Here is a 25325-nt window from a genome sequence, read left to right on the forward strand (position 1 = left end):
CCACGAGGAGTCCACCATGTACACACAGTCACTCAGCATTCCCGACGGCGACACCAAGAAGCCGCGCAAGGTCGAAAACCCCGAGTATCTGGCCGAGTTCAACGCCAAGATCGATGCCGGCGGCTTCATCGAGGCCAAGGACTGGATGCCCGAGGCCTATCGCAAGACCCTGGTGCGCCAGATCAGCCAGCACGCCCACTCCGAGATCGTCGGCATGTTGCCCGAAGGCAACTGGATCACCCGCGCACCCAGCCTCAAGCGCAAGGCCATTCTGCTGGCCAAGGTGCAGGACGAGGGCGGCCACGGTCTGTATCTGTATGCGGCGGCCGAAACCCTCGGCGTGTCGCGCGACGAACTGACCGAAGCGCTGCTCTCGGGCAAGGCGAAGTACAGCTCGATCTTCAACTACCCCACGCTGAACTGGGCGGATATCGGCGTGATCGGCTGGCTGGTCGATGGCGCGGCGATCATGAACCAGATTCCGCTGTGCAAGTGCAGCTATGGCCCCTATGCCCGCGCCATGGTGCGGGTGTGCAAGGAAGAGTCCTTCCATCAGCGCCAGGGCTATGACCTGCTGCTGCAGATGATGAAGGGCACGGAAGAGCAGCGCGAGATGGTGCAGGACGCGGTCGATCGCTGGTGGTTCCCGTCGATCATGATGTTCGGCCCGCACGACAAGGACAGCGTGCACACGGATTCTGCGCGCTGGGGCATCAAGCGCATCTCCAACGACGACCTGCGGCAGAAGTTCGTCGACGCCACGGTCAAGCAGGCCGAGGTGCTGGGCGTCGGCCTGCCCGATCCCGACCTGAAGTGGAACGAGGCGCGCGGTCATTACGACTTCGGCGTGATCGACTGGGACGAGTTCTGGAACGTGGTCGGTGGTCATGGCCAGTGCAACGTCGATCGTCTGGCGGCGCGCAACAAGGCCTGGGACGACGGTGCCTGGGTGCGTGAAGCCGCAATCGCCCACGCCGAGAAAATGGCCGCGCGCGAACGTCAGGCCGCCTGATCCAGTAACGGAATCGAAGCGCGGGCCCGCAAAGCACGGGCCCGACAGCACACACATTGAGGAGTGAGAGACATGGAACGCAAGGAATGGCCCCTGTGGGAAGTTTTCATCCGTAGCCGTAACGGCCTCGACCACAAGCATTGCGGCAGCGTGCACGCGCCGGACGCAAAGATGGCGCTGCAGATGGCACGCGACGTCTATACCCGTCGCCTCGAAGGCGTGTCGATCTGGGTGGTGAAGGCGTCCGACATCGTCGCCTCCGATCCGGATGCCAAGCCCGAGCTGTTCGATCCGGCGGAAGACAAGATCTATCGTCATCCGACCTTCTATCAGCTGCCCGACGAAGTTAACCACATGTAATGGCGGACGACATGACGCAAACCTCAGTCCAAACCGTTGCCGCTTCAGCGGAACACATCGAATACGTGATGCGCCTCGGCGACAACGCCCTGATCCTCGGTCAGCGCCTGTCGGAGTGGTGCGGACACGCGCCGGTCATCGAAGAGGATCTGGCGCTCGCCAACATGGCACTCGATCTGGTCGGTCAGGCCCGCCTGCTGCTGACCCATGCCGGCAATCTCGAAGGCAAGGGCCGCGACGAAGACCAGATGGCCTTCCTGCGTGTCGAGCGCGATTATCGCAACATCACCATGATGGAAGTGCCGAACGAGGATTTCGGTCGCACGACGGTACGCAACTTCCTCTACAGCACGTTTCAGATCCTGCTGTGGCAGAAGCTCGCCACATCGTCCGATACCGAACTCGCCGCCATCGCAGCCAAGAGCCTGAAGGAAGCCCGCTATCACTTCAATCACTCGGCCGAGTGGGTGATCCGTCTTGGCGATGGCACCGACGTGTCGCATGCGAAGACCCAGGCCGCACTCGACTATCTGTGGCCCTACACCGCCGAGCTGTTCGCTGCCAACCCGACCGATGAAGCCGTTTCCGCGGCCGCTATCGGCCCGGCCTGGGGCGAGCTCGAGGCTGAGTGGGAAGCCATGGTGCTGCCGGTGTTCGCGCAGGCCACGCTGGTGGTGCCGGCGCGCACGCCGTTCAAGAGCTTCGGCAAATTCGGCCGTCACTCCGAGCACATGGGGCATCTGCTGGCGACCATGCAGTACATGCAGCGCACCTATCCCGGCGCGCAGTGGTGAGACGAAGAATGGACAAGCCTGCTGCTTGCAGCGGCTTCTCCACACTTCCTGGAGATACACAATGTTGACCGAAGACCAGGCCTGGAAGCTGCTCGACAGCGTGCCCGACCCCGAAGTGCCGGCGGTATCGGTGGTGGAACTCGGCATCATCCGCGAGCTGCACTGCGCGGACGACGTGATCACCGTGGTGGTGACGCCGACCTACTCCGGCTGTCCCGCCACCGAGGTCATCGGGCTTGCGATTCGGGACACCCTGCTGGCCGCCGGTGTGGGCAAGGTCGAGCTGCAAACCCGGCTCGATCCGGCATGGACCAGCGACTGGATCGGTGAGGCGGCGCGCGAGAAGCTGCGTGCCTACGGCATCGTTCCGCCGACCGGCAAGGCTGCGGTGGGCGGTGCGCAACCGATCCATTTCGTGAAGAAGACGCTGACCTGCCCGCGCTGCGGTTCGAACGATACCGAGCGCCTGTCCGAGTTCGGCTCGACCGCGTGCAAGGCAACGTACCGCTGCAAGAGCTGCCTCGAACCCTTCGAATATTTCAAACCGATCTGATCCGCCCCACAAGACGGACACCGGAGACAAACCATGACGCCGAAATTTCACCCGCTCACGATCGCCGAAGTGCGCCGCGAGACCCCCGAAGCCATCAGCCTGCGCTTCGATGTGCCCGCAGACCTGGCCGATGATTACCGCTTCGTGCAGGGGCAGCACCTCACGCTCAAGGCCAATGTTGGTGGCGAGGAGTTGCGCCGCTCCTACTCGATCTGTGCCGGAGTCGACGACGGCGAATTGCGCGTCGCGATCAAGAAGATCGGCGGGGGACGTTTCTCCACCTGGGCCAATGCCAGCATCAAGGCCGGCGACGTGATCGAGGTCATGACCCCCGAGGGGCGCTTTCATACCGAACTCGATCCCGCGAATGCCCGCCACTACGTCGCCTTCGCGGCCGGTAGCGGCATCACCCCGATCCTGTCGCTGATCAAGACCACGCTGCGCGCCGAGCCCGACAGCCGCTTCACCCTGATCTACGGCAACCAGCGTCAGGGCAGCGTGATCTTCTCCGAGACACTGGAGGATCTGAAAGACCGCTACATGACGCGCTTCACGATGTACCACGTGTTCTCGCGCGAAGAGCAGGACGTCGAGCTGTTCAATGGTCGTCTCGACCGTGCCCGCGTGGCGAGTTTCCTCGACACCTTGATCCCGGCCGACACCATCGATGCCGCCTTCATCTGCGGACCCGGCGGCATGATCGACGAGGTCGAAGCCGGTCTGCTGGCCAGCGGCGTCGACGCGGGGCGCATCCACCTCGAGCGTTTCGGTGTACCCGACAGCGGTCCCGCCCATCATGTGGAAGCGGGCGACGCACCGCAGGCACGGATCACGATCATCGCCGACGGCCTCAAGCGCGAGATGGATTTCCGCGCCGAGGATCCGTCCATCCTGGATGTCGCGCTGCGCGCGGGCATGGACCTGCCGTACTCGTGCAAGGGTGGGGTATGCTGCACCTGCCGCGCCAAGGTCATCGAGGGCAAGGTTCGCATGGACAAGAACTACACTCTCGAACAACCCGACGTTGACGCCGGTTATGTGCTCACCTGCCAGTCCCATCCGCTGACCGAGCGGGTGGTCATCAGCTTCGACGATCGTTGAAAGGCGGCATCCCAGACGCGTGCGGGTGAGCGAACTCATTTGCACAGGAACGGAAGCGAACAATGGCCAGGGGCAAATCTCCCACATTCGAGGTACAGCGCGGCGTCATCCTTCAGGAGGCGGCGCGGCTCTTTGCCGACAAGGGTTTTCACAACGCGTCGATGGCCGAGCTGGCCAAAGCCTGCGGGGTGTCGAAGCCGCTGCTCTACCACTATTACAAGGACAAGGAAAACATCCTGTTCGACATCGCCGACAGCTACATGGATCAGCTGCTTGCGATCGTGGCTGGGGTGGAGTCGCAGGACCTGGAGGCCGAGCCGCATCTGTCGGGGCTGGTCATGCGCTTCATGGAGGAATACGAGCATTCACAGAACCAGCACGTGGTGCTGGTGCAGGACGTGAAGTTTCTCCAGACCGCCCAGGAAGAATATGTGGTGGGCAAGCAGCGCAAGGTGGTGGCGGCGTTTGCCGATGCCATCGAGCGCGTCGAGCCCGGGCTCAGGTCGCGCAACCTCGACAAGCCGGTGGCGATGATCCTGTTCGGCATGATCAACTGGACCTTTACCTGGCTGCGCTCGGACGGTCATTACACCTATGGCGATATGGCGCCGGTGGTGACCGCAATTCTGCTCAACGGCGTCAAGGGTTTGCTCAAGACTGAAATGCGGCCGGCAACGGCGGTGGAAAACGAATAGACGCTGTCTGCCAGCACAGGCGCAGCGGCAACAATGACGAGGAGACACTCAGTGACAGAAGCCTTTATCTGCGACGGTATCCGGACACCCTTCGGGCGCTATGGCGGCGCCTTGTCGGGCGTGCGTGCGGACGATCTTGCAGCGTTGCCGATCAGGGCGCTGCGTGAGCGCAATCCCACGGTCGACTGGGCAGCCGTTGAGGACATCTACTACGGCTGCGCCAACCAGGCCGGCGAGGACAACCGTGACGTTGCGCGCATGGCCGGCCTGCTGGCGGGGTTGCCGATCGACGTGCCGGGCTCGACCATCAACCGCCTGTGCGGTTCGGGCATGGATGCGGTGGGCATCGTGGCCCGCGCCATCAAGGCCGGTGAGGCCGGGATGATGATTGCCGGCGGCGTCGAGAGCATGAGCCGCGCGCCCTTCGTCATGGGCAAGGCCGACACGGCCTTCTCGCGCAGCGCGAAGATCGAGGACACCACCATTGGCTGGCGCTTCGTGAATCCGCTGATGAAGGCGAAGTACGGAATCGACTCCATGCCGGAAACCGCCGAGAACGTGGCCACCGATTTCAAGGTCAGCCGCGCCGACCAGGACGCCTTTGCGCTGCGCAGTCAGCAGCGCTACGCGGCGGCGGCCGAACGTGGTTTCTTCGACGGTGAGTTGTGTCCGGTGGAGATCCCGCGCAAGAAGGGCGATCCGATCGTGGTTGCGGCGGACGAGCATCCGCGTGCCGACACCACGCTCGACACGTTGGCACGGCTCAAGGGCGTGGTGCGCCCGGACGGCTCGGTCACCGCGGGTAACGCCTCGGGCGTCAATGATGGCGCGGTGGCACTGCTGATCGCGTCCGGTGAGGCGGCGGCAAAGCACGGCCTCAAGCCGCGTGCGCGCATCGTGGCCATGGCGACCGCCGGGGTCGAACCGCGCATCATGGGCATCGGGCCGGCGCCTGCCTCGCTCAAGGTGCTCGAGAAAGCGGGTCTCACGCTCGAGCAGATGGACGTCATCGAACTCAACGAAGCGTTCGCAGCCCAAGGGCTGGCGGTGACGCGCCAGCTCGGACTGCGCGACGACGATCCGCGCGTGAATCCCAATGGCGGCGCGATCGCCATCGGTCATCCGCTGGGCGCGTCGGGCGCACGCCTGGTGCTTACCGCCTTGCGTCAGCTGGAGGCGACGGGCGGTCGTTACGGCTTGTGCACCATGTGCATCGGGGTGGGACAGGGCATCGCAATGATCATCGAGCGGGTCTGATCTGCGATGTCGTCACAATTCGTTAGTTTTTAACGAATTAGGTATGTAATAATTTTGCGGCAGGTAACCGGGACACCTCAAGCCCGTTTACTCACATAAACCAAGAGGAGGAGACACCATGAAGCTGAAGAACACTCTGCTGGCCGCCATCGGCCTCGCATTCGTCGCCACCGCAGCACAGGCCGACGTCAATGTAGGCGTGATCGTGTCTGCGACCGGTCCTGCCGCGTCGCTCGGGATCCCGGAAAAGAACACGCTGGCCATGTTGCCGACGACGATCGGCGGGGAGAAGGTCAACTACATCGTCCTCGACGATGCGTCCGACACCACCACCGCGGTGAAGAACATCCGCAAGCTGATCTCCGAGGACAAGGTCGATGTGGTGATCGGTTCCACGATCAGCCCGAACTCGCTGGCCATGATCGACGTCGCCGCCGAAGCGCAGACGCCGATGATCTCGATGGCAGCCTCCGCCCGCATCGTCGAGCCGGTCGATGACAAGCGCCGCTGGGTCTTCAAGACCCCGCAGAACGATGCGCAGATGTCGACCGCCATCGTCACGCATATGAGCAACAGCGGCGTGAAGACTGTCGGTTTCATCGGCTTCGCCGATGCCTATGGCGAGGGCTGGTACGAGCAGTTCAAGTCGGTGGCTGAGGCACGCAAGCTGCAGATCGTGGCCAACGAGCGTTTCAACCGTAACGACACCTCGGTGACCGGTCAGGTGCTGAAGGTCATGTCTGCACGTCCGGACGCGGTGCTGATCGCCGGTTCCGGCACGCCGGCCGCCCTGCCGCAGAAGACGCTGAAGGAGCGTGGCTATGCCGGCAAGCTGTATCAGACCCACGGCGTCGCCAACAACGACTTCCTGCGCGTCTGTGGCAAGGACTGCGAAGGCACCTTCCTGCCCGCCGGCCCGGTGCTGGTCGCGTCCCAGTTGCCCGACAGCGATCCGGTCAAGAAGGCGGCCATGGAATACATCACCAAGTATGAAGCTGCGCACGGCAAGGGTTCGGTATCGACCTTCGGCGCCCATGCCTGGGATGCTGGTCAGCTGATGAGCGCGGCCATCCCGGTGGCGCTGAAGAAGGCCAAGCCGGGCACCGTGGAGTTCCGTGCCGCGATGCGTGATGCCCTCGAAGGCATCAAGGAGCTGCCGGGCGCCCATGGCATCTTCAACATGAGCCCGACCGACCACCTCGGTTTCGACCAGCGTTCGCGCGTGATGGTCGAGATCCAGAACGGCACCTGGAAGCTGGTGAAGTAAGTCGCTGATCCGGCGCAGGGGCTTTCTGCTCCTGCGCCGCATACCAAACCGATAGAGAACCAAGTCTGCGAGCTGCACCGACCGCCCTGGGCGACGGTGGGGCAGGAGTTCGTCATGGATTTTCAGATAGCGCTGTTGCTGGGACAGGACGGCATTACCAACGGAGCGATCTACGCCTTGCTGGCGCTGGCCCTGGTGCTGGTGTTTGCAGTGACGCGGGTGATCTTCATTCCCCAGGGCGAATTCGTCGCCTATGGCGCGCTGACGCTTGCGATGCTGCAGGGCGGGGCGATCCCGGCCACGGTGTGGCTGCTGGTGATCATGGGCGCGCTGACGGCGGCGATCGACGGCAGTGCGGCGCTGCGCTCGGGGCAGACGAAGAAGCTGACCGGTGTGCTGGGCTGGAACCTGGCCTACCCGCTGGGGCTGGCCGGCCTGCTCGCGGCGCTGCCGCTGAAGGAACTGCCGATGCTCGCGCAGGTGCTACTGGCGCTGGCCGTGGTGGTGCCGATGGGGCCGCTGATGTACCGCCTGGTGTTTCAGCCGATTGCCGCGGCACCCGTGCTGATTCTGCTGATCGTGTCGGTCGCCACCCACGTGGCCATGGTCGGGCTGGGCCTGCTGTTCTTCGGTGCCGAAGGCCAGCGTACGCCGCCCTTCAGTGATGCGCGCTTCGAAGTCGGCCCGCTGCTGGTGTCGGGGCAGACGATCTGGGTCATCCTCGCCTCGCTCGCGCTCATCGTCGCGCTCTACCTGTTCTTCGAACGCACCATCTACGGCAAGGCCTTGCGTGCCACCGCGATCAACCGCGTCGGTGCGCAGCTGATGGGGATCTCGCCTTCGCTCGCAGGCAAGCTCACCTTCGTGCTGGCCGCCTTCATCGGTGCGCTGTCGGGTGTGCTGATCGCACCGATCACCACCATCTACTACGACACCGGCTTCCTGATCGGCCTCAAGGGCTTCGTCGCCGCCATTATCGGCGGACTGGGCAGCTATCCGATCGCCGCCGTCGGCGCCGTGCTGGTGGGCCTGCTCGAAGCCTTCTCGTCCTTCTGGGCCAGTGCCTACAAGGAAGTCATCGTATTCACCCTGATCATCCCCGTTCTCCTGTGGCGTTCGCTGACCAGCCACCATATGGAGGAGGAAGAATGAAATCCGCCGCTGCCAATAATGCCTTCCTGTCCCCGCGCGTGATGCTGGTCGCCTTCCTCGGCATCCTGCTCGTGGCGCCGCTGGTGCTGTCGCCGTTCTACGTCACGCTGCTCAACTACATCGGCCTGTACGCGATGGTCGCGCTCGGGTTGGTGCTGCTCACCGGCGTGGGCGGACTCACCAGCTTCGGCCAGGCGGCCTTCGTCGGCCTCGGCGCCTACACCACCGGGGTGCTCACCACCGCGACCGACCTGCCGGGCTGGCTGTCGTGGCTGGGCGGCTCGCCGTGGCTGGCGCTCGTGGTCGGGCTGGTGTTCACCGCGACCGTGGCCATCGTGCTCGGCTCGCTCACGCTCAAGCTCTCGGGCCACTTCCTGCCGCTGGGCACGATCGCGTGGGGCATCTCGCTGTATTTCCTGTTCGGCACCATGGAGACGCTCGGTGGCCACACCGGCCTCACCGGCATCCCGCCGATCTCGATCTTCGGCTGGGAGCTCGATCAGGGCGAGGAGATCTTCTACCTGATCTGGGCCTTCCTGCTGTCGGCCGTGCTCACCACGCAGAACCTGCTCGACTCGCGCGAAGGCCGTGCGATCCGCGCCTTGAAGGGCGGCATGGTGATGGCCGAGGCGATGGGGGTGAACACCTCGCGCTCGCGCATGATCATCTTCGTCATCGCCGCGCTGCACGCCTGCGCCTCGGGCTGGCTGTATGCGCACATGCAGCGCTTCGTGAACCCGACCCCGTTCGGGTTGCACATCGGCATCGAGTATCTGTTCATGGCCGTGGTCGGCGGTGCCGGTCACGTGTGGGGCGCGCTCGTCGGTGCGGGCGTGATCACCATCCTCAAGCAGTGGCTGCAGGATCTGCTGCCGCGCATCCTTGGCACTAGCGGCAACTTCGAGGTGATCGTGTTCGGCCTGATGATGGTGCTCGTGCTGCAACGGGCCCGCGACGGCCTGTGGCCCATCCTCACCCGCTTCGTGCCGGTGAAGGCGAAGCAGAAGACCATCGACCCCAGTGCCGTCGCCCTGCCACGACGCACGCTGCCCAAGGTCGGCGAGCGCATCCTCGAAGCCAAGGCGGTGACGCGCAAGTTTGGCGGGCTGGTGGCCAACAACAACATGAGCCTGGAGGTGCGCGCAGGCGAGATCCTCGCGCTCATCGGCCCCAACGGCGCGGGCAAGAGCACGATGTTCAACCAGATCTCGGGCGTCGATACCCCGACCTCGGGCGAGGTGCTGTTCATGGGCAAGCCGGTGGCCGGCCACGACTCGCGCGAGATCGCCCGCATGGGCATGAGCCGCACCTTCCAGCATGTGAAGCTGCTGCCGACCATGACCGTGCTCGAGAACGTCGCCATCGGCGGCCACCTGCGCGGCGACAAGGGCGTGATCAGCTCGGCCTGGCGCATGGACCGCGAAGAAGAAGCCCGCCTGCTGGCCGAAGCCGCGCGCCAGATCGAACGCGTGGGCCTGGCCGAACACATGTTCGACGAAGCCGGCAGCCTCGCGCTCGGTCAGCAACGCATCATGGAGATCGCCCGCGCGCTGTGCTCCGACCCCTGCCTGCTGCTGCTCGACGAACCGGCCGCCGGTCTGCGCTTCAAGGAGAAGCAGGCGCTCGGCGAGCTGCTGAAGAAACTCAAGGCCGAAGGCATGGCCACGCTGCTGGTCGAACACGACATGGACTTCGTCATGGGTCTGGTCGACCGGGTGGTGGTGATGGAGTTCGGCGAGAAGATCGCCGAAGGCCTGCCCGAAGACGTGCAGAAAGACCCCGCAGTGCTCGAAGCCTATCTGGGTGGGGTGGAGTGATGGAAACCAACATGGCAAACACACCGAACGACGCGGCAAGCGCCGCGAACACCCCGAAGAACAAGGTGCTCGAGATTCAGGACCTGTGCGTGTCCTACGGCAAGGTCGAGGCGCTCTCCAACGCCAACCTGGTGGTGGGCGAAGGCCAGATCGTGACCGTGATCGGCCCCAACGGCGCAGGCAAGACCACGATGCTGTCGGCCATCATGGGCGTGCTCGGCTCCAAGGGCCAGGTGCAGTTTGACGGCAGCATCGAGTCGGTGCCCGAGGTCGAGCGCATGGTCGCGCGCGGCATGAACCTGGTGCCCGAGAAGCGCGAGCTCTTCGGCGAGATGACGGTGGAAGACAACCTCACGCTGGGCGCCTTCCAGCGCTACCGCATGGGGCACCGCGATCAGGCCAAGACAATGGAAGAGGTCTACACCCTGTTCCCGCGCCTCAAAGAGCGCCGCGGCCAGCTTGCCGGCACGCTCTCGGGCGGCGAGCGCCAGATGCTGGCGGTGGGCCGCGCGCTGATGGCCAAGCCCAAACTGCTGATGCTCGACGAACCCAGCCTCGGGCTCGCGCCGCTGATCGTGCGCGAGATCTTTCGCATCATCGCCGAGCTGCGCCGGCGCGGGGTGTCGATCCTGCTGGTGGAGCAGAACGCGCGCGCCGCGCTGCAGGTGGCCGACTACGCCTACGTGCTCGAGACCGGCGCGATCGCGATGGAAGGACCGGCCGTGCAGCTGCGCGACGACCCGCGTGTGATCGAGGCCTACCTCGGTCTGGGTGGCAAGCACCAGGAGATGCTGGCCACCTGAAGGGGCAGGGCAGCGCCTGCTGCCCTTCTCGCCGGTGCTCGGCCATGGCCACGAGCACTTCACCAAACACGTCGTTTGACACGACAGTCGGACAAGGACAGAAATCATGGAAGCGCTGCGTATCATCCAGGACGAACATCAGTCGCTGGCGGCCATCCTTCACGCCATCCGTCACATGATCAAGGAGATCGGCGAAGGCAAGCTGCAGCCGGACTTCGGTCTGCTGAAGGCCATGGTGCACTATCTCGATGCCTATCCGGAGAAGAAGCACCACCCCAAGGAAGACCAGTACCTTTTCGCCATTCTCAAGAAGCGCACCAGCGAGGGGGCCGAGGCGATGGCCAGGCTCGAGCAGGAGCACGCTGTGGGCGATGATCGCATCAAGGCGCTCGAGGCTGCTCTGCATCAGTATGCAAGTGGCGCGCGCGACGGTTTCGATGCCTTCTCGCAGGCGTTCGAGCGCTTTGCCGAGTTCTATCGCAATCACATGCTGCTGGAAGAGCACGTGATCCTGCCGCTGGTGAAGAAGTATTTCACCGCAGAGGACTGGGCCGAATCTGCGGCGGGGTTCCGCGAAAACGCAGACCCGATGGCGGGCACCGGTGACCCGGCCACGCATGAAGACTTTCAGCGCATCTTTTCCAGGCTCGTGGCAGCCGCGCCTGCACCGATCGGCCTGGGCGGCGGGCCGTACAAGGCCGACTGAAGACCATGTTCAGGCACATTCAGGGGGGAACGCCTTCCACATTCGTCAGCGCTTCGCGGTACCATCGCAGGCTGCTCCGGTGGGCGCTGAATGCCATGAGTGTGCTGAATGTCGCAAAGATGACGCTACATAGTGCTTTCGGGTTGTTACTGACTGCGCCAGTGCGTGGGACAGTGCTAGAATCCGCCGGTAGATCCAGTATTTCATTCCTTACACACCAATCAAATCGAGGAAAAGCATGAACAAAGGTGAATTCGTCGAAGCCCTGGCCGACCGTCTGGATGTTTCCCGCGCTCAGGCTGATCGCGCGCTGTCCTCCGTGCTCGACATTGTTGCCGAACAACTCTCCAAGGGCGACAAGATTGCCTTCACCGGCTTTGGTTCGTTCGAAGTGTCCAAGCGCGCTGCACGCACCGGCCGCAATCCGCAGACCGGCGCAGCCATCGAAATCGCCGCTTCCAGCGTGCCGAAGTTCACCGCTGGCGCAACGCTGAAGGCCGCCGTAAACGGCAAGTAATACCCACAGGGTTCGCTGAAGAGGCGACGACGCACTGTAATGTGCTCGTCGCCTTTTTTACGACTTTCGTAAATGAATCTTCGACAGCGGAAGAGAAAGCCTTTATAATTCGCGTCGTTGTGCAATGCAGCAGCAGGGCCTTACAAGGTTGAGATGCGGAAAACTTTCCGCCGGACCGGCCCCAGGGACTGTTATCACAGCCCCATCGCCCCCGACCTCCCGCCAAAATCCTCTCGTTCTTCCGATCGATTGGCATCGCGACAACCGGTTGGTGCCGATGCGCGGTCTTCAGGCTTGCCTGATGACCGGCCCACGCCCATCGCGCGCTTGTCGCCCGACGCTCCGGAACTGCCTACCCGCAGTTGCGTGGCGGCGCGATGCCTTGTGGTCCGAATTTTCGGATCCGAATCCGTCTGGCCACAAGCCAGCCAGCAATACAGGAAGAATCATGACATTTCAGAGCCTCGGCCTCGCCGACGAACTTATCAAAGCCGTTGAGCAAACCGGCTACACCATCCCGACCCCGGTACAGATGCAGGCCATTCCCGCCGCCATTGCCGGTTCGGACCTCCTGGTGTCGAGCCACACCGGCAGCGGCAAGACTGCAGCCTTCACGCTGCCGTCGCTGCACAAGCTCATCGACCGTCGTCCGGCGCCTGGTGCAGGTCCGCGCGTTCTGGTGCTGACGCCCACCCGCGAACTTGCCCAGCAGGTCGAGAAAGCGGTGCAGACCTACGGCAAGGCGCTGCGCTGGCTCAACACCGCCTGCCTCGTCGGCGGCGCGCCGTTCTTTGCCCAGGTCAAGCAGCTGCAGCGTCCGGTCGACGTAGTTGTCGCCACCCCGGGCCGTCTGCTCGATCACCTGAACCGTCGCAAGATCAAGCTCTCCGACGTTGAAGTGCTGATCCTCGACGAAGCCGACCGCATGCTCGACATGGGCTTCGCAGAAGACATCGACGCCATCGTTGCAGCAACCCCGGCCCAGCGCCAGACCCTGCTGTTCTCGGCAACGCTTGATGGCGTGGTCGGTCGCATGGCCGAGCGCATGACGCGCAACCCGCAACGCATCGAGATCGAAGTCGCCAAGGAAGACCGCGGCCAGATCGAGCAGCGCCTGATGTTTGCTGACGACATGGGTCACAAGAGCCGTCTGCTCGAGGCCCTGCTGGGTCACGATGGTCTGCAGCAGGCCGTGGTGTTTACCGCGACCAAGCGCAGCGCCGACGAACTTTCGCTGAGCCTGCAGGAAAAAGGTTTCTCTGCCGCTGCGCTGCATGGCGACATGCACCAGACCCAGCGTAACCGTACCCTCGACCGTCTGCGCCAGGGCCGCATCGGCGTGCTGGTCGCAACCGACGTTGCCGCCCGCGGTATCGACGTTGCCGGCATCAGCCACGTGATCAACTTCGATCCCCCGCGTCAGGCAGAAGACTATGTGCACCGTATCGGCCGTACCGGTCGTGCCGGTCGTGACGGTATCGCGATCACCCTGTCGGGCCCGCGTGAAACCGGCCTGATCCGTGCGATCGAGCGTTTCACCGGTGACCGTCTTGAAGTGCACACCATTCCCGGCATGGAGCCGTCGCCGCGCAAGCCTTCGGGTCCGCGTCCGGCAGGTGCTGGCAATGGTCGCCGCTTCGGTAATGGTGGTGGCTTCGGTCGTCCGGCAGCCGGCAATGGCGAACGCCGTGGCGCGGGTGGTGGCGGCGGTTACGGTGGCCGTGACGGCCATCCGTCCAGCCGCAGCGAGCGCAGCCATGGCGATCGCCGTGACCGCAGCTCGCGCGGCTAAGCCTTCAGGGCTGTTGCCTCAGATGTAAAAAATCCCGCTTCGGCGGGATTTTTTTTGCCTGTGAAGGCGCGATGCGTCGTGAGCCGGGGCGAGGGGCGGGGTGCCCCGCGTCGCCCCGGTCGACCGGGGGTTCAGCCCTTGGCTGCGCGTGCGGCTTCGACTTCTTCAGGACGGATGTTGGCGGCGAGCTTGTCGAGTACGCCGTTGACGAAGCGATGGCCGTCGGTGCCGCCAAAGCCCTTGGCCAGCTCGATGGCTTCGTTGATCACCACGCGGTAGGGCGTTTCGAGGTTGTGCCGCAGTTCGTGTGCGCCCATCAGCAGGATGGCGTGCTCGATCGGCGACAGCTCATTCACCGGGCGGTGGATCAGCTTGGCGAACGAGGCCTGCAGCGACTCGACGTTATCGAGGGTGCCGTGCAGCAGGCTGACGAAGAGTTCGCGGTCGACCTTGTCCAGATTCTCGGTGTCGGCCTCGAGGTGCTTCTGCACCGAGGTCATCGAGTTTCCCGACAGCAGCCACTGGTACACGCCTTGCAGTGCAAGTTCGCGTGCGCGACGACGGGCCATCTTGCTCATGGCAGTACCTTCATCAGATTGGCCATCTCGACCGCCGCACGGGCGCAGTCGCTGCCCTTTTCGTGCGTACGGGCGATGGCCTGGTCGTCGTCCTCGGTAGTGAGCACGCCGTTGGCGATCGGAATGCCGGTATCGAGACCGACACGGGTGATGGCTGCGCCCATCTCGTTCGAAACCAGTTCGAAGTGGTAGGTTTCACCGCGGATGACCGCGCCGAGTGCGATCAGGGCGTCGAACTTGCCGCTGTTGGCGAGCTTCTGCAGCACCAGCGGAATTTCGAGTGCGCCGGGAACGGTGGCGATGCGGATCAGGTCGGGTGCGACGCCAAGCTCGATCAGCTCTGCGGTACAGGCCGACAGCAGGCCTTCGCAAACGTCCTGGTTGAAACGGCTCATGACGACTGCGATACGCAGGCCCTTGCCGTTCAGGTCGTTCTCGTACTCATGGATGTTTTCGTAACGTGGCATGGTTTCGATTCAATATTAGGTTGGTTTGTGGGCGGTGCCACGCATGGCACCCCGCGCAGGTGAAGGGGCGCGGCGCAGGTGCGCTGGCCGCTTCGCTTGCGCTCAGTCCTGGTCGACGAAACCCGTGATCTCGAGGCCGAAGCCGGTCATGCTCGGAATCTTGCGCGGGTTCGATAGCAGCCGCATCTTGCCGACATTGAGCGCACGCAGAATCTGCGCGCCCACGCCGAACAGGCGGGCATCCCATTTCACCGGACGATCCGCGGTACCGGTCAGGCCCGCCAGCAGTTCGCGACCGGACTGGGGGCGGTAAAGCAGCACGATCACGCCGGCGTCGGCCGCAGCAAGCCGTGCCAGCGAGTGATTGACCGGGAAGCTGTGACGATTGCTTTCGGGGTCGAGAAAGTCCACGACCGAGATCGGCTCGTGCACCCGCACCAGGGTCTCGTTCTCGGGGCGGATGTCACCGCGCGACAGGGCGAAATGCACGTCGCCCGAGGTCTTGTCCTCGAATGCGGACAGCAGGAAGGTGCCGTGCACGGTCTCGACTTCCTTCTCGGTGACTTTTTCCACCAGGTGCTCGTTTGCTGCGCGGTACTCGATCAGGTCGCGGATTGCGCCGATCTTGAGACCGTGCTCCTTGGCGAACTCGATCAGATCCGGCAGGCGGGCCATGGTGCCGTCGTCCTTGAGGATCTCGCAGATCACCGATGCGGGTTCGACGCCCGCGAGGTGTGCGAGATCGCAACCGGCTTCGGTGTGGCCGGCACGGATCAGCACGCCACCCTTCTGGGCGGTGAGCGGGAAGATGTGGCCCGGCATCACGATATCGTCAGGTGTGGCATGGCGGGCCACGGCAACCTGTACGGTGCGGGCGCGGTCATGGGCCGAAATGCCGGTGGTGACGCCGGTGGCGGCTTCGATCGAGGTGGTGAAGGCGGTGCCGTGCGGGGTGCGGTTGTCGCGCACCATCTGTTGCAGCCCGAGCTGGCGGCAGCGCTCTTCGGTGAGCGTCAGGCAGATCAGGCCACGGCCGTAACGGGCCATGAAGTTGATGGCTTCAGGGGTGACGAATTCGGCTGCCATCACGAGGTCACCCTCGTTCTCGCGGTCCTCTTCGTCGACGAGGATCACCATCTTGCCGGCCTTGATCTCGGCGATGATGTCGGAAATCGGAGCGAGTGCGCTCATTTGGGGTCCTTTCCAGTGTCAGGCTTGTTGCGCCTGCTCTTCTTCGGTGCGCCAGGCGAGCATGCGCTCGACGTAGCGGGCAATGAGGTCGATTTCCAGATTGACCCGGCTTCCAGCCTTCAGGTGCTTGAGGTTGGTCACCTCGACCGTGTGCGGAATCAGGTTGATCGAGAAATCACGATGTTCGACCCGGTTGACGGTCAGGCTGACGCCATTGACCGTGATCGAGCCCTTTTTGGCGATGTAGCCGGCAATCGCAGCCGGCGCGCGGATCACGAGCTCGTGGCTTTCGCCGACCGGCTCGAACTTCACCACTTCGCCCACGCCATCGACGTGGCCGGTTACCAGGTGACCGCCAAGACGGTCGGCCATGCGCAGCGCCTTCTCCAGGTTCACCTCGCCACCGGGCTGATCCAGCCCCACGGTGCAGTTCAGCGTCTCGCGCGAAACGTCGAACTTCACCTTGGCGCCATCGCGTGCAATCACGGTGAGGCACACGCCACTGTTGGCGATGCTGTCACCGACAATCACGTCTTCAAGGTCGAGTCCGCGGGTGTCTACGGTCAGCCGCACGCCGTCAGCGAGGGCTTCGATGTGTTCAATGCGGCCGACTGCCGCGACGATGCCTGAGAACATGAAGGGACTGAAGGAAAAGGGGAAAAGCGGGATTGTAGGCGAAACCGGCGGCTTCGGCGCGATTCGGGCTGCCCTTCGCCCCCCGGGATCTGTCCGCCAAGGCCTTTCGGCAAGGGAATTCCGGGCGTCCACTCGCCCCCGTTCGCGCCTGCAGAAACGGCTTGTGCAGGGGCATCAGCGGGCGCGATCGAGCACTTCGGCAAAGGCCTGCGCCGGCATGAATCCGACCACACGCAAACCGTCACGCTCCTTGCCTGCAGGGTCGAAAAAGATGATGCCGGGTGGCCCGAACAGGCCGAAGCGCTTGAGCAGCGCCTTGTGTTCGTCGTTGTTGTCGGTGACGTCGGCCTTGAGCAGCAGCATCTGGCTCATGCGTCCGGCCACTTGCGGGTCGGAGAAGGTGAAGCGCTCCATCTCCTTGCACGAGACGCACCAGTCGGCGTAGAAATCGAGCATCACCGGGCGGTCTGTGGCTGCGAGGCGGGCGTCGAGCTCGGCAATCGATCCGACCTTCTCGAAGGCCGGTGCGGGTGCCGTGGCAGCGGCTTCGGCGCGGAGGACGGCCAGCGGTTGCAGCGGATCGCGCGAGCCGGCCATGGCGCCCACCAGCATGGCTGCACCGCCGATCAGCAGCATCACGCCCACACCTTTCCAGAAACGCTGCCAGCCCTTGGCGCCGGGCGGCAGGGGGTCGATGGCGTGCAGGAAAATGCCCGAGAACAACAGCAGCGCTGCCCACGCAAGCATGCTGGCCAGCGCGGGCAGCACCGGCATCAGCATCCACACCGCAACCGCCAGCAAGAGTACGCCGAAGGCTTTCTTGATACCTTCCATCCACGGCCCCGTCCTGGGCAGAACCGAACGTGCAGCGAGACCCACAGCGAGCAGCGGCATGCCCATGCCAAGCGCCATCACGAACAGCGCAAAGCCGCCGAGCACCGCGTCGCCCGTCTGCGCGATGTAGAGCAGGGCCCCCGCCAGCGGGGCGGCCACACAGGGGCCGACGATCAGTGCCGAGAGCACGCCCATCACCGCCACGCCACCGAGGTGGCCGCCCTTGTTGTGACTGGCGGTATCGGCCAGTTTGCTCTGCAGCGACGACGGCAGCTGCAGTTCGTAGAAGCCGAACATCGACAGCGACAGCGCAACGAACACCAGCGCAAAGCTCGACAGCACCCAGACGTTCTGCAATGCGGCCGACAGCAATGTGCCGGTGAGGCCGGCGGCCACGCCGGCGGCGGCATAGGTGACCGCCATGCCCAGCACGTAGGCGAGCGACAGCATGAAGGCGCGGCCGCGCGAGATGTGATGACCGTGACCGACGATGATGCCCGACAGGATGGGGATCATCGGGAAGGTGCAGGGGGTGAAGGCCAGCAGCAGCCCGAAGCCGAAGAAGCTCGCCAGCACCAGCGGGATGCTTGCATTCCTGAGCAGGCCGGCGATGCGGCCGCTCTCGTCGCCGCTGACCGCAGATGCTGCGCCGGATGCCGTTGCGGCCGGTGTCGACGCCGCATTCGGCGCCTGGTCGAGCGCACGTTGCAGCAGGCTGTTGCCCGCCGGTGCGGCGCTCGTGGTGAGATCGATGTCGGCCGATTGCGGGGTGGGCGGATAGCAGATGCCGCCGTCCCAGCAGCCCTGACTGCTCACATGGAGAACGAAGCGCTTGACGTCGGCCGGTGCGGTGACCGGCAGCAGGATGCGCAGCTCACCGCGATAGGTTTCGACTTCGCCGAAGAACTCGTCCTGCTTGATCTTGCCGGGCGGACGGTCGGGTTCGCCCAGCACCACGCTCGCCGGCTCGGCATCGAAACGGAACTTGCTGCCGTAAAGGTAGTAATCGGGCGCCACGTCGAACACGACTTCGACCGTTTGCGGGTCGAGTGCGCGGGCCGTCATCGCAAAGGCCTTTTCCGGTTCGATGGGATCGGCGGCCTGGCCGGGCAGGGAAAACAGGCTCGCCAGCAGGGCGAGCAGGATCAGCAGACGTTGCATCGTGTTCTTTTCGTGTCAGGAGGCAGGCGCGTCGGGCGCGGTTTCGTTCTCGATCCAGCCGAGGTAGGCGGCAAGGCCAAGCTCGATAGGGACTGCAACAATCTCGGGAAGTTCGTAAGGGTGTGCTTCGACGATCGCCGCCTCGAGTGCGGCGTAGCACGCGGCCGTGGTCTTGATCAGCATCGGCACCTCGGTGCTGCGCTCGGTTTCTCCCTGCCAGCGATACACCGATGTGCAGGGGGCAAGGATGTTGACGCAGGCGGCTAGGCGCTGCGCGACCAGTCGCTCGGCGAGCGCCTCGGCCGCAGGCTGGTCGGGCAGGTTGGTGAGGACGATGAGGTTCGGAGTCATGTCGGGGATCGTGCGGGAGCGTGAGCGCCATTATCGCGGAGTCGCGGCGATCGCGGCTTGCCTTCAGTCAATTCGGCAGCGATCGCGTCACGTCGATGCGCTTGTCACGGCAAGGGCTGAATGCGGCCCGCGAGTTCGAGCTCGTCGCCAGCGATGCGCATGATGATGAGTTCGCCCGAAACCGGATAGACCCCGCTCAGCGCCGTGATGTTCACCTGATGCGTGACCAGGATCAGTGGTCCTGCTGCGGTGTCCGCGTCCCGCACCAGGGCGCGCACGGCGGCACTGCGCTCCGCAGCCTGATCGCGCTCGTTGAAGAAGGAGTCCAGCGCCGGCGTCGGAATGACCGGGCCGAGGCCGAGCAGGCGCGCGGTGTCGAGGCAGCGGCACCAGCGACTCGAGTGGAGGGTGGCGCGGGTGATGCCCTGCGCGCGCAAGCGTTCGCCGGTAGCGGTGGCCTGAGCGCGCCCCGCGGGGGAGAGGTTGCGCTGGGTGCTGCAGTCCCCGAGCACGAAGCCCGCCGGGTCTCCGATGCCGGGGGCGGGCGCATGGCGCATCAGCGCTACATGTCCGCCCGCACGGAGGGCCGCCCAGAGGGATTCGTCATCGGCGATCGCCCCTGTGCTGAACAGCAACAACAGGCAGGTCATCAGGCTTCTCATGCCGGTCTCCATTCTCGCGTTTCACGTGAGGCGCTGTGCGGGCACGCCGCAAGGCCATGCTGGGTCCGACGGACGCCGGGTTTGCGCCTGATCAAGCCTGCACCGTTAAGCCCAAGGTAGAATCCACGAGCGCGCACCAGAGCGCGTAGAGCAATGCTGAAGGCAGCGGAACGATGTTTTGGCTCTATGTCTAAAGTTATAAATTTCGATGACATGTTCAGGGCTGTTGATTGTCAGGAGAGTGTTGATGTTTCATACGAATGCCAGGCAGTTTCTGGCCTTGGCCTGCTGCCTGTTCATGCTTGGCGGACTGCCGCTATCGTCGTTCGGCGCGGCAGATGCGGTTGCGGCAGACAAACTGGTTGCGCAACTGCAAAGCAGTCCGGCTGATCTGCAGGCGGCGCAGGCCGAGGGCAGGAAGTCCTCGGCATTCTGCGCAAACTGCCACGGCGAGACTGGCATGAGCCGCTATCCCGAAGTCCCCAATCTGGCCGCTCAGCATCCCGACTATCTGCTCAGGCAGATCGATGCCTTTCTGACCGGCAAGCGCAAGAATGAGTTCATGCAGGGCCTGATGAAAGTGCTCAGCGAACGCGACAAGGCAGCCGTTGCGCTTTTTTACGCGGCCGCTCCGGTGCAGCCCGCGACTGCGCCCGGCCCCCGTGCCGGGGAGGGTGAGGCCTACTTTGCCAGGCTGTGCGCGCGCTGCCACCGCGACGATGCACGCGGTGGCGACACGTTTCCCCGTCTGGCCGGGCAGCAGCGCGAATATATCCGCCTCAGTCTGACGCGCTATCTGACGCAGTCGGGAGAACGTTTCTACGCACCGATGACGGCAGCCGTCACCCAACTCGGCAAGGACAACATCGATGCGGTCGCCGACTACCTCTCCGGGCTGAAGTAGGAGTCGCCTACAATGGTGCTGCATTCTCCGTTATGGGATGCGCGGGCCGCTTCAGGCAATCCGTTACGGCATGTGCCGCACATTCGGCCTGTGAATCAAACGCCGAAACCGGCTTGGAACAATGAAACAAGATGCCGCACAGAATCTGACGCAGGACCGGCGGATACGATCGCTGCTTCTTGCACTTGCATTCGGACTCGCGTCCCATGGCAGTACCGTGTCTGCCGCAGGGGCTGATGAGTTCGAGCTTGCCGAGTTGTCACTCGACGATCTGTTGCGAATCGAAGTCGTGGGCGCGACGCGCTACGCGCAGCCCTTGTCCGACACCCCCGCCTCGGTCACCGTCATTGGCGCTGACGAACTGCGGAACCAGGGCTATCGCAATCTCGGTGAGGCGCTTTCCACCGTGCGCGGCGTGTTTACGTCCGGCGACCAGAACTATACGTACCTCGGCGTCAGAGGCTTCAACCGCTCCGGCGATTACAACTCCCGCGTGCTGCTGGTCACCGACGGCGCCCGGCGCAACGACGCACTTTTCGATCAGGCCCTGATCGGCAATGAGTCTCCGGTCGAGATCGACTGGATCAAGCGCCTCGAGTTCGTGTCCGGTCCATCCTCGGCTGTATATGGGGGCAACGCGCTGTTCGGGATCATCAACCTGGTGATGCTCGATGGTAGTGATGTCAATGGCACGCGGGTCAGTGTCGATGCGGGTAGCGGGCAGAGCCGGCGCGTCGGTGTGGTCGCCGGCCAGCGCATGGAGGGCGGGGGCGACTGGTTCCTCGGCTTCGCCGCCTACGGTGCCGAGGGCAAGGACCGCTACTACCAGGAATACGACAGCGGCCCGAGCGATGGCTGGGCGCGCGGCCTCGATGGTGAGCACTACCACAAGATCTATGGCAAGTTGAGACTTGGCAACTGGCGTCTGCTGGGCAGCTTCTCGACGCGCGACAAGGCGATGCCGGGCGCGCCATTCGGCACGGTGTTCGGCGAACCCGGCAGCGAGATCCTCGACCGCAGCTCGCTGCTCGAACTGTCCTACGATGACACCCTGAGCACCGGGTGGCAGCAGCATTTTTCGGTCTTCAGCGGTGCCTACCTTTACCAGGGTGATTACCGCTACGTGGGCGGGGTTGCGAATCGTGACGAGGCTGTTGCCGACTGGAGCGGACTGAACTACCGGCTGAACGGAACTGCAGGCGAAAGTCACCGCTGGATGCTCGGTACCGAAGCGCAGTGGAACACCACCCTGAAGCAGCGCAATTTCGATCGGGAGCCCTACACTGAGGTCCTGAACACCAACGATCCCTCAAGCACGTTCGGCGTGTTCGTGCAGGACGAATGGCGCTTCCACCCGCAGTGGCTGCTCAATCTGAGCCTGCGTCACGACAAGCACAGCGACTACGCCGCCATCATTTCGCCCCGGATTGCGCTGATCTACCAGCCCGACCGGGACCTGACCCTGAGAGCGGCCTACATGCATTCGTATCGGCCGCCCAATGCCTACGAACGCTACTACGTCGACGGGGTGTTGCAGAAGGCGAATCCGGACCTCGATCCAGAGCGGATCCGCAGCGTCGAGCTCGCGGCCGATGTTCGCCTCGGTCGCAGCGGCAGGGCTGGCGTCAGTATTTATCGCAACGTCATCTACGACATGATCGGCGAGCAGCTCGACGCGAACGACGGCATGTGGGCCTATGCCAATCTGCCGCGAGTGCGGGTTCATGGCGTCGAAGTTGATGCCGAACACAGCTGGTCGGGCGGGTATGTGCTTCGCGGCAGCCTTGCATGGCAGCGTTCGCGCCTGAGCGATGGCGGCAGCCTGAAAAACTCGCCGGACCTGCTCGGGAAGGTGGTGTTTTCGATGCCGCTGGATTCACGCTGGAAGCTGTCCGGCCAGTGGCAGGGCATGACGTCCCGGCAGTCGAAATCGGACCGGGTTCCCGGTCATGGCGTGCTCAACGTCGTGCTGTCGTCGGCCCCGCTTGCCGGTTGGGGCGAGTGGAGCGTCGGCGTCTACAACCTCACTGATCAGCGCTACGCCGACCCCGCCTCGTCCGCCTTCGTGCAGGACAGCATCGACCAGGACCGGCGGCAGATTCGCGTGCGCTGGCAGGTGGCGCTGTGAGCCAGTCTGCGATGCGTTTTCTCGTTCTGGTCTGCGCCGCCGTGCTGGCATTCGCGGTCGCGCTGCCTGGCCATGCGATGGCTCAGCAACGGGCCCCCGAACCCGACCTCAAGGCGGCCATCCTGATCAACATGCTGCTGTTCATCGACTGGCCAGTGTCTGACGCGCAGCCGGGCGAAGCCCTGTCCGTGTGCTACTTCAGAAGCAGTCCGGTTGCGGACGCGCTGGTCGCGCTCGATGGCCGGATGATCCGCAACAGGCTGCTCAGCGTGAAGCAGGTCGATGCCAGTGCGCTCGGTCGTTGCCATGCGGCCTATCTTGCGCCGGGCGACGATGCGCTGCTGAGCCGCATGCGCGGCGACGTGCTGCCCGGCGGCGTGCTGCTTGCCGGTGACACGCCGGGCTATCTTGACCGTGGGGTCATGATCAACCTCGAGCTGGCCGCGGGGAAAGTCGCCTTCGATGTCGACCTGCCTGCGCTGCGCCGCTCCGGGCTGAACCTGAGCTCGAAGGCGCTGCGTCTTGCGCGCTCGGTGAGGGAGTAGGCATGGCCGTCGCACACCGCCTTCCGCGCGCTCACCGTCTGAGCTTCCTGTCGACCGGCCTGGCGCTGCTCATTGCCTTCGTCCTGCTGATCGTTCATCAGTATTTCGTCGGACGCCAGGTCCTGCTTGACGAGCTCGCGACCGAAGCCGCGATCATTGCCGAGAACAGCAACGCTGCGGTGGTGTTCAACGATGCCGGCGCAGCGGGCGAGATCATTGCGGCCATCCGCCTGACGCCGCGCATCCTGTCGGGGGCACTGTACCGTGCCGACAACAGTTTCCTGGCCTCGTGGCCGGAGAATGATCCGGCTTTTCCGCCCTCGCTGGAGCCGGACATCGACGGCGACTGGCTCGGCGCCAATGCGCTGCCGAGCGAAACCACGCTGGGTCTGATGGGTGGGGTGATGCGCGAAGCGGTTCGGGTGGAGGATGGCACCGTCGGCACCCTGGTCCTGAACGTGGATTTCAGCTCCCTGTACTGGCGCCTGCTCGAATATGCGGGCGGTGTGCTCGGTATTGCATCGGTGGCGCTGAGCCTCGCCTATCGTCTCACCGGCAGGTTGCGCAAGCAGGTGTCCAGCACTGAACGACGCCTGGAGCGCCTCGCCCTGTACGACCATGTCACCAGCCTGCCCAACCGGCGCCTGTTCGAACAGGAGCTGCGCAAGGCTGTTGGCCGTGTCGGGCGCGACGCGAATTCGGCTGCGCTGCTTTTCCTGGATGTCGACGACTTCAAGAAGGTCAACGACTCTTTCGGCCACGAGGTCGGTGATCAGGTGCTGTGCATGATCGGGCAGCGCCTGTTGCACACCGTGCGCAACGGCGATGTCGTTGCGCGCATTGGCGGGGACGAGTTTGCCGTGGTGCTGTTCGATATCGGTGGCCCGGACAATGCGGCAATGGTGGCCCGTAACCTGATTGCGGCGATCGGCAAGCCGTTCTCGACCGAGCCCACGCCGACCCATATCGGGCTCAGTGTGGGCATCTCCATGATGCCGGTCGATGGCGACGATCCGGCTGCCTTGCTGCGCCACGCCGACATGGCGATGTATGTCGCCAAGGCGCTGGGCAAGAACCGCTTCCAGTTCTTTTCCGAAGCGATCGACGGCAAGGTGCGCCAGGATCTCAGGCTTGAGTCCGCCTTGCGCCAGGCACTGGAGAACAACGGCACAGGCCTGTGGGTCGCCTATCAGCCCAAGCTGTGCGCGCAAACGCGAGAGGTGGTCGGTGTGGAAGCGCTGGCGCGCTGGCGCATGCCGGATGGTCAGGCGGTTTCACCGGGCGAGTTCATTCCGGTGGCGGAGCGCACGGGCCTGATCTCCGCGCTCGGCGACTGCATGCTGGAACGGATCTGCACGGATCTCGGCCTTCTGCGAGCCGCCGGCTTCGAGTTGCCCACGGTCGCGGTCAACGTGTCCTCGCACCAGCTGCTCCAGGGCGCGGCCCTGGTTGAGCGCTTCTGCGACACGATTGCCGCCCACGGCGAAGCCGTGTGCAGGTTCGAGTTCGAACTCACCGAAAGTGCGCTGACCGATGCGCGTGGTGCCACGGTGCTTGAGGCGTTCCGCCTTGCCGGCTTCAAACTGTCCATCGACGACTTTGGCACCGGCTACTCGTCGCTGGGTTATCTGAAGCGTTTCGATGTGAGTACGCTGAAGATCGATCAGGGCTTCGTGCGTGACCTGCCGGCGGACCAGGAGGATGCGGCGATCGTCATTGCCGTCATCCAGATGGCGCATGCACTGGGCATTAACGTGGTGGCCGAGGGCGTCGAAACCGAGGCTCAGGCAGACTTCCTGCGTGCCAACGGATGCGACGTGTTGCAGGGCTATCTGCTAGGCGTACCGATGCCGGTGAGCGAACTTGCCAACTATCTGCGCAAGCATCGGACGCTTGCAAAGAGCGTGCATGCCGGGCATCCGATCTGATCGGCGCTGCGCAAAATCGCATGGAAGGGAGGTGGAGGTGTCGGCTATGATGCGTCTGCCCATGTTTATAGCTAAAGCATTATCCCCTCGTGCCATGAAGGGAGCGGGGAGCCA

General features: G+C 64.1%; 24 protein-coding genes and 1 pseudogene. 18 read left to right on the top strand and 7 right to left on the bottom strand.

Annotated elements, in window-relative coordinates; all coding sequences use genetic code 11:
• Window positions 1–16: 16 nt before the first annotated feature.
• The 14 genes and pseudogenes from paaA (at window position 17) to CEW87_RS07730 (ending at window position 13826) form a co-directional block, all read left to right on the top strand.
• On the top strand, window positions 17–1012 hold the full coding sequence (gene paaA / locus CEW87_RS07665) for a 1,2-phenylacetyl-CoA epoxidase subunit PaaA (RefSeq protein WP_108972149.1): 996 nt from the start codon (window positions 17–19) through the stop codon (window positions 1010–1012).
• Window positions 1013–1156: 144 nt separating this feature from the next.
• Window positions 1157–1372, top strand: a pseudogene (gene paaB, locus CEW87_RS07670) (1,2-phenylacetyl-CoA epoxidase subunit PaaB); the annotation flags it as partial.
• Between the two features lie 11 nt (window positions 1373–1383).
• A complete protein-coding gene (paaC, locus tag CEW87_RS07675) occupies window positions 1384–2166 on the top strand; it encodes a 1,2-phenylacetyl-CoA epoxidase subunit PaaC (RefSeq protein ID WP_108977020.1) in 783 nt (260 codons plus the stop codon).
• A gap of 61 nt (window positions 2167–2227) precedes the next feature.
• Entirely contained in the window at window positions 2228–2719 is a 492-nt protein-coding gene (gene paaD, locus CEW87_RS07680) for a 1,2-phenylacetyl-CoA epoxidase subunit PaaD (protein WP_108972150.1), read from the top strand.
• A gap of 33 nt (window positions 2720–2752) precedes the next feature.
• Window positions 2753–3820 (top strand): 1,2-phenylacetyl-CoA epoxidase subunit PaaE, encoded by a 1068-nt coding sequence (gene paaE, locus CEW87_RS07685; protein ID WP_108972151.1) that lies wholly within the window; start codon window positions 2753–2755, stop codon window positions 3818–3820.
• Window positions 3821–3882: 62 nt separating this feature from the next.
• Window positions 3883–4515, top strand: coding sequence for a TetR/AcrR family transcriptional regulator (locus tag CEW87_RS07690; protein WP_108972152.1), 633 nt, complete (start codon window positions 3883–3885; stop codon window positions 4513–4515).
• 51 nt (window positions 4516–4566) lie between these two features.
• Window positions 4567–5772, top strand: coding sequence for a 3-oxoadipyl-CoA thiolase (gene pcaF, locus CEW87_RS07695; protein ID WP_108972153.1), 1206 nt, complete (start codon window positions 4567–4569; stop codon window positions 5770–5772).
• A 118-nt stretch (window positions 5773–5890) separates the two neighbouring features.
• Complete coding sequence (locus CEW87_RS07700; RefSeq protein WP_108972154.1) at window positions 5891–7039, top strand: ABC transporter substrate-binding protein; 1149 nt, start codon at window positions 5891–5893, stop codon at window positions 7037–7039.
• A 114-nt stretch (window positions 7040–7153) separates the two neighbouring features.
• Complete coding sequence (locus tag CEW87_RS07705) at window positions 7154–8191, top strand: branched-chain amino acid ABC transporter permease (RefSeq protein WP_108972155.1); 1038 nt, start codon at window positions 7154–7156, stop codon at window positions 8189–8191.
• Window positions 8188–10008, top strand: a complete 1821-nt coding sequence (locus CEW87_RS07710; protein ID WP_108972156.1) for an ABC transporter permease subunit — start codon at window positions 8188–8190, stop codon at window positions 10006–10008. The genes CEW87_RS07705 and CEW87_RS07710 overlap by 4 nt, the downstream gene beginning before the upstream one ends.
• 11 nt (window positions 10009–10019) lie before the next feature.
• Window positions 10020–10811: an ABC transporter ATP-binding protein gene (locus CEW87_RS07715; protein WP_108977022.1), complete on the top strand. Its 792-nt coding sequence runs from the start codon at window positions 10020–10022 to the stop codon at window positions 10809–10811.
• Window positions 10812–10917: 106 nt separating this feature from the next.
• Complete coding sequence (locus CEW87_RS07720; protein ID WP_108972157.1) at window positions 10918–11517, top strand: hemerythrin domain-containing protein; 600 nt, start codon at window positions 10918–10920, stop codon at window positions 11515–11517.
• A 238-nt stretch (window positions 11518–11755) separates the two neighbouring features.
• Entirely contained in the window at window positions 11756–12034 is a 279-nt protein-coding gene (locus CEW87_RS07725; protein ID WP_108950253.1) for an HU family DNA-binding protein, read from the top strand.
• Between the two features lie 448 nt (window positions 12035–12482).
• Window positions 12483–13826: a DEAD/DEAH box helicase gene (locus tag CEW87_RS07730; protein WP_108972158.1), complete on the top strand. Its 1344-nt coding sequence runs from the start codon at window positions 12483–12485 to the stop codon at window positions 13824–13826.
• 131 nt (window positions 13827–13957) lie between these two features.
• Here the strand turns inward: CEW87_RS07730 and nusB are convergent, their stop codons facing one another.
• The 7 genes from nusB to CEW87_RS07765 form a co-directional block, all read right to left on the bottom strand.
• On the bottom strand, window positions 13958–14404 hold the full coding sequence (nusB, locus tag CEW87_RS07735; RefSeq protein ID WP_108972159.1) for a transcription antitermination factor NusB: 447 nt from the start codon (window positions 14402–14404) through the stop codon (window positions 13958–13960).
• Entirely contained in the window at window positions 14401–14871 is a 471-nt protein-coding gene (gene ribH / locus CEW87_RS07740) for a 6,7-dimethyl-8-ribityllumazine synthase (protein ID WP_108972160.1), read from the bottom strand. The genes nusB and ribH overlap by 4 nt, the downstream gene beginning before the upstream one ends.
• 102 nt (window positions 14872–14973) lie before the next feature.
• Complete coding sequence (ribBA, locus tag CEW87_RS07745; protein WP_108972161.1) at window positions 14974–16062, bottom strand: bifunctional 3,4-dihydroxy-2-butanone-4-phosphate synthase/GTP cyclohydrolase II; 1089 nt, start codon at window positions 16060–16062, stop codon at window positions 14974–14976.
• Between the two features lie 18 nt (window positions 16063–16080).
• Complete coding sequence (locus CEW87_RS07750) at window positions 16081–16698, bottom strand: riboflavin synthase (protein WP_108972162.1); 618 nt, start codon at window positions 16696–16698, stop codon at window positions 16081–16083.
• 174 nt (window positions 16699–16872) lie between these two features.
• Window positions 16873–18693: a protein-disulfide reductase DsbD gene (dsbD, locus tag CEW87_RS07755; RefSeq protein ID WP_108972163.1), complete on the bottom strand. Its 1821-nt coding sequence runs from the start codon at window positions 18691–18693 to the stop codon at window positions 16873–16875.
• A gap of 15 nt (window positions 18694–18708) precedes the next feature.
• Window positions 18709–19044 carry a divalent-cation tolerance protein CutA gene (gene cutA, locus CEW87_RS07760; protein ID WP_108972164.1) on the bottom strand — a complete coding sequence of 112 codons (336 nt, stop codon included), beginning with the start codon at window positions 19042–19044 and terminating at the stop codon, window positions 18709–18711.
• 104 nt (window positions 19045–19148) lie between these two features.
• Entirely contained in the window at window positions 19149–19706 is a 558-nt protein-coding gene (locus CEW87_RS07765; protein WP_108977024.1) for a histidine phosphatase family protein, read from the bottom strand.
• Window positions 19707–19953: 247 nt separating this feature from the next.
• Between CEW87_RS07765 and CEW87_RS07770 the strand changes: the two genes are divergently transcribed.
• The 4 genes from CEW87_RS07770 (at window position 19954) to CEW87_RS07785 (ending at window position 25211) form a co-directional block, all read left to right on the top strand.
• A complete protein-coding gene (locus tag CEW87_RS07770) occupies window positions 19954–20610 on the top strand; it encodes a c-type cytochrome (protein ID WP_234421699.1) in 657 nt (218 codons plus the stop codon).
• A 121-nt stretch (window positions 20611–20731) separates the two neighbouring features.
• Window positions 20732–22738, top strand: a complete 2007-nt coding sequence (locus CEW87_RS07775) for a TonB-dependent receptor plug domain-containing protein (RefSeq protein ID WP_108972165.1) — start codon at window positions 20732–20734, stop codon at window positions 22736–22738.
• 11 nt (window positions 22739–22749) lie between these two features.
• Window positions 22750–23283, top strand: a complete 534-nt coding sequence (locus tag CEW87_RS07780) for a YfiR family protein (protein WP_108972166.1) — start codon at window positions 22750–22752, stop codon at window positions 23281–23283.
• Between the two features lie 2 nt (window positions 23284–23285).
• Complete coding sequence (locus CEW87_RS07785; protein WP_108972167.1) at window positions 23286–25211, top strand: putative bifunctional diguanylate cyclase/phosphodiesterase; 1926 nt, start codon at window positions 23286–23288, stop codon at window positions 25209–25211.
• Window positions 25212–25325 lie beyond the last annotated feature (114 nt).

It is taken from the genome of Parazoarcus communis (genome assembly GCF_003111665.1).
Classification (GTDB): Bacteria; Pseudomonadota; Gammaproteobacteria; order Burkholderiales; family Rhodocyclaceae; genus Parazoarcus; species Parazoarcus communis_B.